Annotated in this window: 11 protein-coding genes; 6 read left to right on the forward strand and 5 right to left on the reverse strand. The window is 44.7% G+C overall.

Translation table 11 applies throughout. The features are described 5' to 3' along the window. Nucleotides 1-293 precede the first annotated feature (293 nt). The 3 genes from AB4138_RS00640 to AB4138_RS00650 are packed head-to-tail and all read right to left on the reverse strand — an operon-like array spanning nt 294 to nt 5,394. Nucleotides 294-3,401, reverse strand: a complete 3,108-nt coding sequence (locus AB4138_RS00640) for an efflux RND transporter permease subunit (RefSeq protein ID WP_372304660.1) — start codon at nt 3,399-3,401, stop codon at nt 294-296. After that, nucleotides 3,398-4,735 carry an efflux RND transporter periplasmic adaptor subunit gene (locus AB4138_RS00645; RefSeq protein WP_050053092.1) on the reverse strand — a complete coding sequence of 446 codons (1,338 nt, stop codon included), beginning with the start codon at nt 4,733-4,735 and terminating at the stop codon, nt 3,398-3,400. Before AB4138_RS00645 ends, AB4138_RS00640 begins: the two co-directional genes overlap by 4 nt. Next, on the reverse strand, nt 4,735-5,394 hold the full coding sequence (locus tag AB4138_RS00650) for a TetR/AcrR family transcriptional regulator (RefSeq protein WP_017062933.1): 660 nt from the start codon (nt 5,392-5,394) through the stop codon (nt 4,735-4,737). The genes AB4138_RS00645 and AB4138_RS00650 overlap by 1 nt, the downstream gene beginning before the upstream one ends. Nucleotides 5,395-5,962: 568 nt before the next feature. Between AB4138_RS00650 and leuA the strand changes: the two genes are divergently transcribed. The 5 genes from leuA to AB4138_RS00675 all read left to right on the forward strand — a co-directional run bounded on the left by leuA (nt 5,963) and on the right by AB4138_RS00675 (nt 11,785). Then, the gene (leuA, locus tag AB4138_RS00655; RefSeq protein WP_048614879.1) at nt 5,963-7,510 is read left to right on the forward strand and encodes a 2-isopropylmalate synthase; all 1,548 of its coding nucleotides are present in this window, start codon (nt 5,963-5,965) and stop codon (nt 7,508-7,510) included. Nucleotides 7,511-7,608: 98 nt separating this feature from the next. Further along, nucleotides 7,609-8,700 carry a 3-isopropylmalate dehydrogenase gene (gene leuB, locus AB4138_RS00660; RefSeq protein ID WP_102393667.1) on the forward strand — a complete coding sequence of 364 codons (1,092 nt, stop codon included), beginning with the start codon at nt 7,609-7,611 and terminating at the stop codon, nt 8,698-8,700. 116 nt (nt 8,701-8,816) lie between these two features. After that, nucleotides 8,817-10,229, forward strand: coding sequence for a 3-isopropylmalate dehydratase large subunit (leuC, locus tag AB4138_RS00665; RefSeq protein WP_108167343.1), 1,413 nt, complete (start codon nt 8,817-8,819; stop codon nt 10,227-10,229). A 14-nt stretch (nt 10,230-10,243) separates the two neighbouring features. Further along, a complete protein-coding gene (leuD, locus tag AB4138_RS00670; RefSeq protein WP_017062937.1) occupies nt 10,244-10,846 on the forward strand; it encodes a 3-isopropylmalate dehydratase small subunit in 603 nt (200 codons plus the stop codon). Nucleotides 10,847-11,002: 156 nt separating this feature from the next. Further along, nucleotides 11,003-11,785, forward strand: coding sequence for a DUF547 domain-containing protein (locus tag AB4138_RS00675; protein ID WP_017061387.1), 783 nt, complete (start codon nt 11,003-11,005; stop codon nt 11,783-11,785). A 95-nt stretch (nt 11,786-11,880) separates the two neighbouring features. Here AB4138_RS00675 and AB4138_RS00680 read toward each other — a convergent pair whose 3' ends face one another. Both AB4138_RS00680 and djlA read right to left on the reverse strand, forming a co-directional pair. Beyond that, entirely contained in the window at nt 11,881-12,426 is a 546-nt protein-coding gene (locus AB4138_RS00680) for a DUF924 family protein (protein WP_017066942.1), read from the reverse strand. A gap of 57 nt (nt 12,427-12,483) precedes the next feature. Next, the gene (gene djlA, locus AB4138_RS00685; RefSeq protein WP_017061385.1) at nt 12,484-13,338 is read right to left on the reverse strand and encodes a co-chaperone DjlA; all 855 of its coding nucleotides are present in this window, start codon (nt 13,336-13,338) and stop codon (nt 12,484-12,486) included. A gap of 149 nt (nt 13,339-13,487) precedes the next feature. On the opposite strand from djlA, the gene lptD reads away from it, so the two are divergent. Further along, nucleotides 13,488-15,821 carry an LPS assembly protein LptD gene (gene lptD / locus AB4138_RS00690; RefSeq protein ID WP_372112559.1) on the forward strand — a complete coding sequence of 778 codons (2,334 nt, stop codon included), beginning with the start codon at nt 13,488-13,490 and terminating at the stop codon, nt 15,819-15,821. Nucleotides 15,822-15,837: the final 16 nt, after the last annotated feature.

Below are 15,837 nucleotides of genomic sequence, written 5' to 3' on the forward strand. Positions count from 1 at the left end.
CAATCCTTATTCAGTTAAGGCTCAAGTTATGCTCCTGAAATGACAGTTAAGTGACGTTTTGAATGAACTAAAATGAATTTTGAGGCGAATTGACCGCTTTCGCTAAGCAAGCTGATGAGGCCTAGAAACTGTCGATAAAAATAAAGCGACCCAAGGCCGCTTTATTCTTCTATGTTTTTACTTCTTTATATAAGCAAGCAAACGCTACTTCTATCGTGTTAATGGTTATAGCGTTCGCTAATGATAATAGTGCTCGCTAATGATAATAGCGCTAAAGGCTATAGCACTAAAAGTTATAGGGCTAATGGCTCGTGCTTTTTCACCAAACCGAAATCCGCCAATATCGCGTAGGCCGCTGGGATCATAAACAATACTAATAAGGTCGAGGCAAATATGCCGAATACGATCGAAATAACCAGTGGCTGGATAACCTGAGCCTGTAAGCTGGTTTCCGTCAACAGCGGTAGCAAACCTGCCGCAGTCGTCATTGAGGTCAAGAATACCGCTCGGAAACGCTCGCGACTGGCTTTCACCACCGAGTCATGCACGCTATCTCCCTCATCGACATGGTGACGAATGTACTGCACCAACAAGATGGAATCATTAACCACAATTCCGGCAAGCGACACAAAGCCCATCATGCTTGGCATACTCAAAGAATGGCCAAGTATCCAGTGACCAACGACCACCCCAATAAAAGCGAGTGGAATCGCTAACATCACGACCACAGGCTCTAAATAGCTTCTGAACTGATAGCTAAGAATCGCAAACACGCCGAATAAGCCGAGCAAGAATCCTTTGCCCATCGAAGCGCCAGTCTTGGCTGCATCCTTGGCCTCCCCTTCGAAATCAAAGCGTAAACCCGGGTACTTCTGAATAAGTTTGGCGGCTTCATCTTTTTGGAACTGAGCCAAAATCGCGGATGAACTCGCTTTCTTATTATCAATATCACCAAAGATACTGATGGTTCTCAACCCATCGATACGTTGGATTCGAACATAGTTACGCTGAAAATCTAACGTTGCCAATGTTGCTAATGGAATCTGACTGCCGTCTGCAGTGATGATTGGGAAGTTAGCCAGCTGCTGTAAATCACCCGCTTGTTCTTTATCAAGACGAACTTCAATCGAGATATTCTCAACACCGATTTGAATCTCATCCGCTGTCTGACCAAAGAAAGCCGCACGTAATTGGGAAGCGATCATCTGCCCATTCACATTGTAGGTTTCGGCTCCAGGGCGCAGCTTCACCAAGATCTCTTCTTTACCCATGCGCATGTCATCAAGCACGCCATGCACCCCATCAAACTGATTAAGGTACTCCTGAATATCCAAAGAAGCGGATTTCAATGCGCTCAGGTCATCGTGTTTGGCGCGGATTTCAATAGCACGACCGCCCGGCCCCATAGTCGGTTGCTTGAACACCAATGAAATAGGATCCGCTAAATCGCCAATATCCTCTCGCCACGCATCAATGAAATCATCGATAACCGTATTACGACTCTCTGCTCCGCGTAAATCTAAGCGCACTGTGGCTAAGTGCGGGCCGGATTCATTGGCATCGGCGTTAGCATTGAATTGGCTAGTTATGTGCTCGACCAGTGTATTGCCTTCTTCAACCTCTTCGCTCCATTGCTTGTTCAAACGCTCAGCAGACGCGACAATTTTGTCGACCACTTTCTCGGTTTGAGACAGTGATGCGCCCGGCGGAAGAATAATACGCGCCTCGGCAATATCGCCATCCAACTCAGGGAAAGGTTGAAACTTAACAACACCACCAGCAATCAAGGCGACTGAAAGCAACAACAGCGTAATCACTCCGCCCATAAAGGCGTAGCGGAAGGTCACGACTTTCTCAACCATGTTCATCAAAGTGGTATTACGGAAGTTCTCAAACTTCTCAAGCAACACCACTTTAAAGCGCAGCGCTGGCTTGTCATTTTTTTCTTTGTGTAATGAATGAGATAGGTGATTAGGTAGAATCAGGAAGGCTTCAATCAAGCTCAACGACAGCACCAAAATCAATACTTGAGGAACGGCCTTAAGCACAGCGCCCATCTCGCCATCAAGAAACAGTAAGCTACCGAAAATACACACAGTGGTTAAGAAAGAAGACAGTACTCCGGGAAGCACTTTCTTAACGCCGTTGTACACCGCATCATCGACGCTTTGTCCCCTATCTAAGTGGGAGGCTATCGATTCGGCTATCACGATGGCGTCATCCATCATAATACCGATTGCCATTAACAACCCGACCAGCGACATAATGTTGATCGACAAACCAAGGTTGGCCATTAAGAACAAGCCACCAAGGAAGGCCACTGGCAACCCTGCCGCCACCCAAAATGAATAACGTAAGCTGAAGAACAGCCACATGGTGGCGAACACCAGCACAATACCTTGCCAGCCATTGCTCACCATCATGGTTAGACGATCCCAAAGCACAGATGAGAGATCGTTGGTCATTTGTAGTGTCACGCCATCAGGAGCAATCGCGCTTTGATCTTCAACGAATCGTGTTACGTTCTCTTTGATTCGCAGCGCATCGTCTTCTTTGTTCTTACTGATCTTAAGCAGCGCTGAAGGCTTGCCATCAAATAGCACCTTTTGCTCATCAAGCTCAAAGCGGTCGGTTATTTTGGCTATGTCTCTCAAACGAATCACCGAGCCATTAGGCGCAGATCCAACCACGATGCTTTCCAGTTCAACAGGCGTAATTCGTCTCTCGTCGAAACGAATCAGAAAGTTTTTGTCTGGTGTTTCAACGTTACCACTCGGCAGTTTTACATTTTGACGGCCAATCTGATCCGCAATATCACCGACGCTCAAACCCAGCTGACGAATAGCTTGGGTATCCAGTTCCACTCGATATTGATGATCCGAGAAGCCGCTAACCTCGACCAAAGAGACATCGTAATCAAGCTTCATGGTGCGCTTAAGATCTTCCGCGTAGGCCTTAAGTTCCGGCCACGACGTTTCGGCTGTTATAGCGATATCGACAACCGGTTCATTCCAATCTAGCTCTTGAACAACAGGCGATTCAATCTCAGTTGGGAAATCATTGATCGAGTTGATCTGGGTTTGCACATCCACCAGCATTCGGCCGATGTCCGCTTTTTCATTTAACTTTAGAATTAAACGAGCGCTGCCTTCGATGGCTTCACACTGAGTTTCTTCAATGTTGGCTAAGCCGTCTACTGCATCTTCCATTCGCACACACAAGCTCTCTTCTACTTCTTGTGGAGAGGCGCCGGGATAAACAATCGCAGCCATAATGTAAGGCGGATCGTAAGCGGGGAAGGTTTCACGTTTGATGGTTGATAGTGAGCTTATACCCAAGATCAACAACCCAAGCATCAACAAGTTTGCTGCTGTTGGGTGCCGAGAGAAAAACTTGATCATGACGCACTCTCCTGAGTATCTGATTCAAGCTCAGCCTCTTCAGAGTTGGACTCTCTCAGTAACATGCCTTCTATTGCTGGCAGGACATCATTGAGAACCAGTTTATCTCCAGTTTGTAGCTCTCCACTCACAACCACTTGATTGTCTCTGCGATAAAGCACTTCAACATTGACCACTTGCAAACGCTGGTTGTCATCCATCAGGTAAACCTTATCACCATGCAGTGCTCGCTCTGGAACCACCCAACTTAGATTGGCGACACCCTCAATCTCAGCTTTGACAAACATACCGTTAACCAAAGGCGTCGCGCTGTCTGGTTGCAATTGTGAGTAATCTTGAGCGATCTCGAGAATAATCCCCGCCGTCGCTTGGTTTTCATCAACTGTTTCGCTGATTCTTGCCACCTTCGCTGGCCAACTGAGGTTCAGGTTGCCGCTGTTAAGTTGAATGCTTGCTTTGATTGGCGCTTCATAAGGATTAGGGATTCCTGCAGCATCGCGAGGAAATTGGTTAAAGCTGGAGGCTAAAGTTTGCATATCGTGAATAGAAAGTTGCGCCTCTACTTCCATGACATTAATCCCGTGAGCAATAAACATCTCCTGCTGAAGGTTTACTACTTGATTTTGTTCGATATCAACCTGAGCAATTCGCATCGCTCTTGGCAAAGTGATGGTGGTCTTATCGAGAGAGCGCTGCGCCTCTTTTACCTTAGACACGTTGACCTTAATCACCGCTTCCGCAACACGCTTTTCATCTGGCATCAACGCGATTTGGTTCGCGATATCTAATACCAACTTCTGCTGAGACAATGCGCTTTGTTGTTGCAGGTCGACATCCGATTGAGAGGTGAGCCCTTTCTTACGCAGATCCTGTTTACGTTGTAGCTCTTTATTGCTGATCACCAAACGATTCTTTTCGATCTTAAGAGTCTGATTAAGGTTGTCTTCTTCTTGATTCAATTTCGCTAATGAGGTTTGGCTTGATTTTAGATCCGCCTCTGCTTGTATCAGTTTCAATTCGTAATCCAATGGATCAACCTTGAGCACGACCGTTCCTGCAGGGATCACCTGGCCTTTTTCAAGATCTGGATGTCGATACACGATCTGTCCTGTCACCTCAGCAATCGCTTTCCATTCAACTTTAGGCACTACTTTGCCAAAGCCGACCGCTAACGGCGCTATCAGTTGTTGTTCTAGGCTCACAGTATCAACTAAGCGAGCCCTATCACCCGCAGGTTTGGTTGGAAGATCCGGCTTCAAGTTAATCGCGGCGACAAGGCCAATAACACCAACCGCAAGTGCTGGAAAGAAGAGTAGTTTTTTATTTATTTTCATTATCTTTGGTCCTGCACGGAAGAAGGGCTCGGTGCGTTAATAAAGCCTTCAGTCATCAATTGAATGTTGTGTTCGATTAAACGATTAAGAAATTCTTCATTAATCTCAATCCCATGAATTGCCAATAAAGGCGGCGGAGCGATGAAAGGAAACACCATCAAGCTTACATACGAAATACGGCACAATTTTGGATCCATGTTCTGTTTTAAGATGCCTTGTTCAACCAACTTTTCAAAAATGACATCTTGGGCTGGCTTTGCAACATCGAGGAAAACCTTTTCGAGCAACTCTCTTTGCACTTCAGAGGGAGGCATATTCATCACTTGGGCTATCAAGCGAGGAAACTTCGGCACTTTGACCATCTCTTTGTAGTAAGTCCGCATTAAATCAAGAAAGTTCTCATGACTGCTTTCATCAACGAGTCTCTGCATTTGTAATTGCATAGGGCGTAATGTTTCACGCAGCATCGCCTCAAACAATCCGGCTTTACTGCCAAAGTAATAGCGAATCATCGCAATATTCACACCCGCTCGCTCAGCAACTAAGCGAGTCGATACCTTGTCGTACGGTTGAACCACGAACAGATCTCGAGCGTGCTCAATGAGTAACTGCCGTACATCTAGATTCTGTTGAGGTCGCCCTGCTTTACGCGCTGCCATCACTGAGACCTATCCCTATAATTAATCACACGATTAATTATAGGGATAAATCGACATGGTTGTAGAAGATTAATTACTCACTATTTAATCAAATGATTAATTAATTTAGCCACCCTTTTAATTTTATTGGTGAATCGTTCCATCAAAAAGATTTACTACAAAGTTTTAACCTACACATCAGCCAAACGATAAACTAACCGCCCAGTACAAAACACTCAATCAGCTGATAACACCAGCAAACAACACGCAAGCAGCACAAACCAAAAAAAAACACCGCCAAAGCACGCTGATATTGGATTTTCTTGTTTGACGCTCAGAATAAATTGCGGTAAATATGGTGTTAACAGTTTATTTACGGATATTTGTGTAATGATTTTTTCTTCTTCTCGACTGCTGAAACTTCTCCTTATCGTGAACCAATCGCGCGGGTAAGTTGTGGGTCAAGAACTACACAAATATTAAAACCCGCGCTGAGCGGGTTTTTTTGTAACTGGCACTTTTAAAAGAACATCATTCTCAATAATAATTTGGATAGCAATCGATACAATATCGATATAAGGAAGCACCCATGAACGATCAAGTGATAATTTTTGATACGACTTTACGTGACGGCGAGCAAGCGTTGGCAGCAAGCCTTACGGTAAAAGAGAAATTACAGATCGCTTATGCACTTGAACGACTGGGTGTAGATGTTATTGAAGCGGGTTTCCCTGTGTCATCGCCAGGCGATTTCGAATCAGTACAAACCATCGCAAAAAATATTAAAGATAGCCGTATCTGTGCGCTTTCTCGTGCAGTTGCAAAAGATATCGATGCCGCTGCAGAAGCGCTAAAAGTGGCTGAGCAGTTCCGTATTCATACCTTCATTTCTACATCGACGGTTCACGTGCAAGATAAATTACGCCGCAGCTACGACGATGTTGTCGAGATGGCAGTGAAAGCGGTAAAGCATGCGCGCAACTACACTGACGATGTTGAGTTCTCTTGTGAAGATGCCGGTCGTACACCTATCGACAACCTATGTCGTATGGTTGAAGCCGCGATTAACGCGGGCGCAAAAACCATCAACATTCCAGACACCGTAGGCTACACAGTACCGAATGAGTTTGGTGGCATTATCCAAACGCTATTTGATCGCGTACCCAACATCGACCAAGCGATCATCTCTGTTCACTGTCACGATGACTTAGGCATGTCGGTTGCTAACTCAATTGCTGCCGTTCAAGCAGGTGCTCGACAAATTGAAGGCACAATCAATGGTATTGGTGAGCGTGCGGGTAACTGTTCTTTAGAAGAAATCGCAATGATCATCAAAACTCGTCAAGAGCTATTAGGTGTTCATACCGGTTTGGACCACAAAGAGATTCACCGTACCAGTAAATTGGTTAGCCAGCTTTGCCATATGCCAATTCAAGACAACAAAGCTATCGTCGGTGCAAACGCGTTCAGCCACTCTTCAGGTATTCACCAAGATGGCATGCTAAAGAACAAGAACACTTACGAGATCATGACTCCTGAGTCTATTGGCTTGAAAAACAAGGCATTGAACCTAACAAGTCGCAGTGGTCGTGCAGCCGTTAAGAGCCACATGGACGCAATGGGCTACAAAGACAATGAGTACAACCTAGATTCATTGTACGAAGACTTTTTGAAACTGGCTGACCGTAAAGGCCAAGTATTCGATTACGACCTAGAAGCACTAATGCACTTCGCAAATCTACGTGACGAAGATGACTTCTATAAACTTAACTACCTAAGCGTACAATCTGGTAGTGTTATGTCTACCACCAGCATCAAGCTGCAATGTGGTGATGAAGAGAAATGCGAAGCGGCTGTCGGTAACGGCCCGGTTGATGCTTTATACCAATGTATCTACCGCTTAACGGGTTACGAAATTGCATTGGATAAATTCGACCTTACCGCGAAAGGTGAAGGCGAAGATGGCTTAGGCCAAGCTGATATTATTGCGAACTACAAAGGCCGCAAGTACCACGGTACAGGCGTTTCAACGGATATCGTTGAGGCCTCTGGTCAGGCGCTACTGCACGTTATTAATAGCATTCAACGCGCAGACACCATTGCTGAAATGAAACAGCAAAGAATCGCAACAGTTTAAACACCCAATAACAGAGCCCTAGAGCCGATGTTATTGGCTTTAGGGACAAAATTTAAAACGAGCTAAATAGCTCAGTAACAAAGAATTAAAGGATTAACATGACTGATAAATCATACAAAATTGCCGTACTACCTGGTGATGGCATTGGCCCAGAAGTAATGCAACAAGCACATAAAGTGCTAGACGCGATCGAAAAGAAGCACGCGATTAGCTTTTCTCGCGAAGAGTATGATGTTGGTGGTATTGCAATTGATAACCACGGCTGTCCACTTCCAGAAGCAACAGTCACTGGCTGTGAAGAATCTGACGCAGTACTTTTTGGTTCTGTTGGCGGTCCTAAATGGGAACACCTTCCACCGAACGACCAACCAGAGCGTGGTGCCCTACTTCCTCTACGTAAACACTTCCAACTGTTCTGTAACCTACGTCCAGCTCAAATCCATAAAGGTCTAGAGTCTTTCTCTCCTTTACGTGCTGACATCTCAGGTAACGGTTTCGACATCGTGGTAGTCCGTGAGCTAACAGGCGGTATCTACTTCGGCCAACCTAAAGGCCGTGAAGGCGAAGGCGCAACTGAAAAAGCTTTTGATACAGAGGTTTACCACCGCTACGAAATCGAACGTATTGCAAAGATTGCGTTTGAATCGGCACGCCTACGTAACAAAAACGTTTACTCAATCGATAAAGCGAACGTTCTACAGAGCTCTATCCTATGGCGTGAAGTCGTTGAAGAGATCGCAAAAGATTACCCAGATGTCACGCTAAACCATATGTACATCGACAACGCGACCATGCAGCTAATCAAAGATCCATCTCAGTTTGACGTAATGCTATGTTCAAACATCTTTGGTGACATCATCTCTGATGAGTGTGCAATGATCACAGGTTCGATGGGTATGCTTCCTTCTGCAAGCTTAAACGAAAGCAACTTCGGCCTATATGAACCAGCAGGTGGCAGCGCACCAGATATCGCAGGTAAGAACATTGCAAACCCAGTCGCGCAAATTCTTTCTGCAGCACTAATGCTTCGTTACAGCCTAGGCGAAGAAGCAGCAGCACAAGACATCGAAGCAGCGGTATCGAAAGCACTTTCTGCAGGCGAGCTAACGGCAGACCTTGCAGGTAAGAACGAAGCACTGACTACCTCAGAAATGGGTGACAAGATCGCTGAGTACATCTTAGCTTCATAAGCGAGATGCTTAGATTAGAAGCAAGTACATAAGAATAATATCAAGCCAAGTCTGCTTAAACCGCATGACTTGGCTCGAAACAAACACTGGGACTGATGCTCCCAAGGAAGAAAGCTATGTCGACAAACCAGCAAGCAAAAACCTTATACGAAAAAGTTTATGACGCTCACGTTGCAGTTGCAGCGAAGGGCGAAACGCCAATTCTTTATATCGATCGCCACTTAGTCCACGAAGTAACGTCGCCACAAGCCTTTGATGGCCTGCGTGAAAAAGGTCGTAAAGTTCGCCAAGTAGGCAAAACCTTCGCGACCATGGATCACAACGTATCGACACAAACTAAAGACATCAACGCTTCTGGTGAGATGGCTCGTATCCAAATGGAAACGCTATCGAAGAACTGTGAAGAGTTTGGTGTCACGCTTTACGACCTAAACCACAAATACCAAGGTATTGTGCACGTAATGGGCCCTGAGCTAGGTATTACTCTGCCGGGCATGACCATCGTATGTGGTGACTCGCACACGGCTACACACGGTGCATTTGGTTCACTAGCATTCGGTATCGGCACTTCAGAAGTGGAGCACGTTCTAGCTACGCAAACGCTAAAACAAGCTCGCGCTAAAACCATGAAGATCGAAGTAAAAGGCAAGGTTACTCCTGGCATCACTGCAAAAGACATCGTGCTAGCGATCATCGGTAAAACAACGGCTGCTGGCGGTACTGGCTACGTAGTTGAATTCTGTGGTGAGGCAATTACCGACCTTACGATGGAAGGTCGTATGACAGTATGTAACATGGCAATCGAGCTTGGCGCTAAAGCAGGCTTAATCGCTCCAGATGCAACGACATACGAGTACATCAAAGGTCGTAAGTTCTCTCCAGAAGGCGAAGACCTAGAAGCAGCAATCGAATACTGGGATACGTTAAAAACCGATGCTGATGCAGAATTCGATGCAGTTGTTACATTAGAAGCGGCAGACATCAAACCACAAGTCACTTGGGGTACCAACCCAGGTCAGGTTATCTCAGTAGACACACCAATCCCTGCACCAGAAAGCTTCGCAGACCCTGTAGAAAAAGCATCAGCTGAAAAAGCGCTGGCTTACATGGGTCTTGAAGCCGGTAAATCTCTATCTGATTACAACGTAGATAAAGTGTTCGTGGGTTCTTGTACTAACTCTCGTATCGAAGACATGCGTGCAGCAGCAGCGGTAGCGAAAGGCCGTCAAGTAGCGAAACATGTTCAAGCGCTTATCGTTCCGGGTTCAGAGCAAGTTAAAGCACAAGCTGAGGCTGAAGGCCTAGATAAGATCTTCATCGAAGCAGGCTTTGAATGGCGTTTACCGGGTTGCTCTATGTGTCTTGCGATGAACAACGACCGTCTAGGTCCACAAGAGCGCTGTGCTTCTACATCAAACCGTAACTTTGAAGGTCGCCAAGGCCGTGATGGTCGTACGCACCTAGTTAGCCCAGCAATGGCAGCCGCAGCGGCTATCGCTGGTCACTTTGTCGATATTCGTGAACTTTAATTAGAGGATTTAACATGTCAGGTTTTCAACAACACACCGGATTAGTCGTTCCTCTAGATACGGCCAACATCGATACTGATGCGATCATTCCAAAGCAGTTTCTACAGAAAGTAAACCGCATCGGTTTTGGTAAGCACTTGTTCCACGATTGGCGCTTCCTAGACGATGCAGGCCAACAGCCAAACCCTGATTTTGTAATGAACGAAGCTCGCTACCAAGGCGCTTCAATTCTTTTAGCTCGTGAAAACTTCGGTTGTGGTTCATCTCGTGAACACGCACCGTGGGCGCTTGCCGATTACGGTATCCAAGTAATGATCGCACCAAGCTTTGCCGACATTTTCTACGGTAACTCGATCAACAACCAAATGGTGCCAGTTCGATTGACTGAGCAAGAAGTGGATGAGCTATTCCAATTCGTTGAAGCGAATGAAGGTGCAGAAATTACGGTTGATCTAGAAGCAATGAAAGTCAGCGCGAACGGCAAAGAGTACTCGTTTGAAATTGATGAGTTCCGTCGTCACTGCTTACTGAATGGTTTAGATAATATCGGCCTTACACTTCAACATGCCGATAAGATCTCAGAGTTTGAAGCTAAGATTCCTAGCTTCCTAAAATAATGAGACGTTTCTGAATAAATCTAAAGGTTGGCCAAGTGCCAACCTTTTTTATTTGGCTAAGCTTTTAACTTAACTTCATATGTTTATTTAAATGAAGAGCAATGAAAGAAAATGGTAAGCCTTAAGGTCTTAGTAGTCAGTCATCAGGAGAATGCCATGAAACAACTACTTTTTATTGTCAGCCTACTTTTCTCAACCTTAGCTTGGTCTGCGCCTAAATCCGATCTTTGGCCATACTGGAAGCAAAGCGACGAAACCAACCTAGAACAGGTATCTCATCAAGATTGGCAGCAATTCCTCGATAGCTACTTGGTTAAACAGGGGCAAAATACGTTAGTTAGCTATAAAGCGGTGAACACTGCCGATAAGACCAAACTTAAGCAATACATCAAGCAACTCGAACAGGTGAATCCGCTCAACTATTCAAAAGCGGAGCAGTATGCCTACTGGGTTAATCTATATAACGCCGTGACTGTCGATTTGATTCTTGATGCCTACCCGATCAAATCCATAACTAAACTTGGCGGACTATTTAGTTTCGGTCCGTGGGGAGATGATGTGGTAGTCGTTAATGGGAAATCACTGACACTCAATGACATTGAACACCGAATCCTAAGACCAATTTGGCAAGATCCTCGCACGCATTATGCAGTGAACTGTGCCAGCCTAGGTTGCCCTAACTTACAACCTGACGCTTTTACCTCTAAAAATACTGAAGCCTTGCTAGAGCAAGCTGCAACTGAGTTTGTAAGCAGTGACAAAGGCGTGATGGTTACAAACAATAAGCTTCAACTATCATCGATTTACGAATGGTTTGCTGTGGATTTTGGTACGAAGAAACAGCTTATTCAGCACTTAGAACAATATCGAATTGAAGCAGTAACCAATACTCAAAACATCAGTTATGAATACGATTGGTCGCTCAACCAAGCAAACTAGCTCTAAGGCTAAAGTTGATCACTAAAGTAAAAAAGAGGCTAGAGGTTTTTATTAACCTCTAGCCTCTTCTCAATTCTTTGACCGTATTTCTACAATTAAAAGCTTGAGCTCGGTTGCTGCAAGAACTCAATCTCTTCGGGAGTCGAAGCTCGCCCTAACACCTCATTACGGTGCGGATAGCGACCAAATCGCTCAATGATAACCTTGTGCTTAAACTCAAAGTCCAGATTATGCTCTAATCCCGTTTGAGAAAAGAGTTCCACGGCTTGTTCATGGACTAACAAAGATTCACTGTGCATATAAGGCATATACAGGAAGCTTTTCTGTTGCTCGTTAAGCTGGTGATCAAAACCACCCGCTACCGCCTCTTGGGCTAGAGCCAACGCCATCGGATCAGCAGAAAATGCTGTCGGACTTTTTCTACCAATATTTCGAGAAAACTGATCAAGTACGATAATCTCAGCCAATCGTCCTTGCGCAGTTTGGCGCCACTCAAATAGCTCGCCTTGAATGGCTGCTTTATGCAATTCAGAAAATCGAGACTCTATCAAAGTGTCAATCTCGGCGCCGCCAGTAAACCAATCTTTAGGCGTCAACTCATCGAACCAAAACTCTAGAACATCCTGATACGTTACCGTCATATAATTCCCTTTAATAAAAAACCGAGTAACTTTGTTATTACTCGGTTTAGTGTTCAATTACTTAAAACCTTTTACTTTCTTTATCAGGTCATAAGCATTCTGAATTTCTTGCGATTTCTCTTTCGCAACATTCATCATCTCAGGCGGTAAGCCCTTCGCCATCAGTTTATCTGGGTGATGTTCATTCATCAGCTTGCGGTAGGCTTTCTTCACCTCTTTACCGTCAGCACTTTCACTCACACCAAGAACCTTATATGCGTCGCCAAGTTGGTTCTGTTGCGAAGCCTGTTGCCAACCTGATGATTGCCCATGACCCTGATGGCCACCAAAGCTTCCACCTTGCTGTTGGAAACGGAACGCAGCTTCTTGCATCTGCAAGCGGCGTTCTAGTTGTGCTGCCGAAAACCCAAGCCCTTGCGCTATTTTATGCAGAACTTGACGTTCACTCGGGTGCAAACTTCCATCCGCAAATGCGGCAGATACCTGAAGCTCTAGAAAGAACTGCAGAAGATCAAAACGACCACCCGATGAGATTTTAACTCGCTCAAGTACGTCGTTCAGAGGGAAGTCGCTCTCTTTGCCGTCACGGAATGCATCTTGCGCTGCTTTACGCTGTTCGCCATGCAGGTTCATACGCTCCATCATGGTAGAAGCGAGTTGAATCTCTTCTGGCGTTACCTGCCCTTTCGCTTTAGCAACGTGCCCCATAACCGCAAAAGCGGATTTAAAAAACTCGTTCTGTCTTTCTGCTTGGCTTGGACCTCGACCAAAACCAGAGCTATTGAAGCCTGATTGGTTCAATCCGCGAGCTTTATCGAATTGGTGTCCTAAAAACAGACCAAAAACTAAACCGAGTGGCCCTCCAAATAAAAAGCCAAAAAACGCGCCCAAAATTTTGCCAAATATTTGCATTATGTGTTCTCTATCTATGAATTTTATCTGAGTAATGCTGTCTGATGATGCTGAATGCTATTATTTCCTTTATCATAAGGAAAATGCTTTATTAATTGGATTGATACTAGATCAACCCTTCATCTAGTGACACAGGATAGTTCAACTTCATGCAATCTTTTTCCCGCACCTTGTTAGCCGCGTCTATAAGTACGGCGTTATACGTGTCGACAACTCAAGCTGAAACAATCACCGATAGTAGTGTGCAGGAAATGCCCTCTATAGATCAATGCTTGATCGAGCCCGCTGCAGAAAACGAGACACAGCTACCCGCTCATGTTGAGTCAGATCGCTTAGAAGCTATCAATGGTGACAAGGCAATATACTCAGGTGACGTAGTCGTTACGCAAGGGAACAAGACCATCCTTGCAGATAACGTAACCCTGCACCAACAAGAAAATATCGTTGTAGCTGAAGGCAACGTAAACTTTAGTGATGGTCAAATCAAATCTATCTCAGACAGAGCGACCAATAATCTGACTACAGATGAAATGACGCTTGAGAACACCGATTACGAATTCCTTTGCGAGCCCGGTCGCGGAGATGCTGTTTATATAGCAAAAACAGGTAAAGCGGTTTATGAGATTGAAGATGGCTCCATTACCTCTTGCCCTATCGGCGATAATGCTTGGCGTCTAAGAGCATCGAGCATCAGTGTCGACCAAGACGAAGAACAAGCCACTTTTTATAATCCACGTTTTGAAATCCAAAGTGTTCCCGTCTTTTACTTACCTTACTTAACAGTACCGGTGGGTGATACACGTAAAACCGGTTTCTTGTACCCAACAGTTTCGTATGGTTCAAGCGATGGTTTTGAAGCTGAAATCCCAGTTTATTGGAACTTAGCACCAAACTACGACTTGGAAACCACCTTCAAGTACATGCAAGAACGTGGCACTCAACTTAATAGTAAATTCCGTTACTTGAGCGATTTTGGCTCAGGTAGTATCGAGTCTGAATATTTGCCGGATGACAAAAAATACTCAGAAAAAGGTGACCGTTGGGGTGCTCAACTCCAACATTCAGGGATATTCCAGCAATCGTGGTTGTTTGAAGTCGACTATTCAAAAGTCAGTGATATTGATTACTTTACCGATCTAAGTTCTGGTATTGGTAACCGTGAAGATGGCCAACTACTTCAGGAAGGCCGAGCGACATACCGTTCCCAAAACTGGGATGCATCGGTACTTGTTCGAGATTTCCAAGTTCTGACTACAAGCAATAACCTACCTTACCGCCTAATGCCACAGCTAGAGTACAATTACTATGCTCCTGAAGTGATGGAGTATTTAGATTTCGACATGATCAGTCATGTCTCAATATTTGATACCGACGCTGCAGGTAAACCATCTGCGAACCGTATTCACGTGGAACCTGGCATTACCATTCCTGTAGGCAATACTTGGGGTACTTGGACAACAGAAGCTCGACTACTTGGTACTTACTATCAACAAGACCTTGATGGCGTTGATACAGGTGCGGGTTCTGATTATGAAGGCTTAGAAGAATCGGTAAGCCGAGTTATTCCAGAGTTTAGAAGCCACGCAGGTATCGTTCTTGAACGTGATACAAAAATTGTGGGCAATTACACTCAAACACTCGAACCTCAAGTTCAGTATCTTTACGTACCAGAAGAAGATCAAAGTGACATTGGTCTTTACGATACGACACTACTGCAGACCGATTACTATGGTCTATTTAGAAGCCGTAAATATAGCGGTGTTGATCGTATCGCATCTGCGAATCAAATTAGTTATGGTGCATCATCTCGTTTCTTCGATGATGAGTATAAAGAGCGCCTCAATATCTCTTTCGGTCAAATTTTTTATATCGACAAAGATACAAAACAGACTTTAGACAACGACGATTCAGGCAAAAAAACTAATTACTCGTCTTGGGCTATTGAAATGGATTTCAACTATGATGACTACCTGTTCTACCATGGTGGCGTGCAATACGATATCGATACTACTGCAATGCAACTTGCAAACAGCACATTAGAATATCGCTTCGCAGGCGGTTACATACAAACCAACTACCGCTATGTAACAGAAGAGTACATAAATGAAACTGTAGATTTTGACGTATCATCCATAACAAGAGATGGTATTTCGCAAGCGGGTTTACTTGGTTCCTACCAAATTTCACCGAAATGGAGCACCAGTGCTCAATATTTCTATGACTTAACCACACAAGAAGATCTAGAGTGGTTAGCTCGTTTAAACTATAGATCGGATTGTTGGTACATCGGCTTTACCTATAGTAACCGTTTGACAAATAACATTAGTGACCCGAATACCACACCTGAATACGAAAACAACTTCAGTGTGAACTTCGGTATTGTTGGCTTTGGTACCAATATCGGATCTGATTCCGGCGCTATTGGTGATAGCAGTTCAGATAACTCTTTGAGCTACGGTCGCCCATTCTTCTTAAATAACTAATTTTCTTTATTGATAA

This window comes from Vibrio sp. 10N.286.52.C3 (genome assembly GCF_041468865.1).
Classification (GTDB): domain Bacteria; phylum Pseudomonadota; class Gammaproteobacteria; order Enterobacterales; family Vibrionaceae; genus Vibrio; species Vibrio crassostreae_C.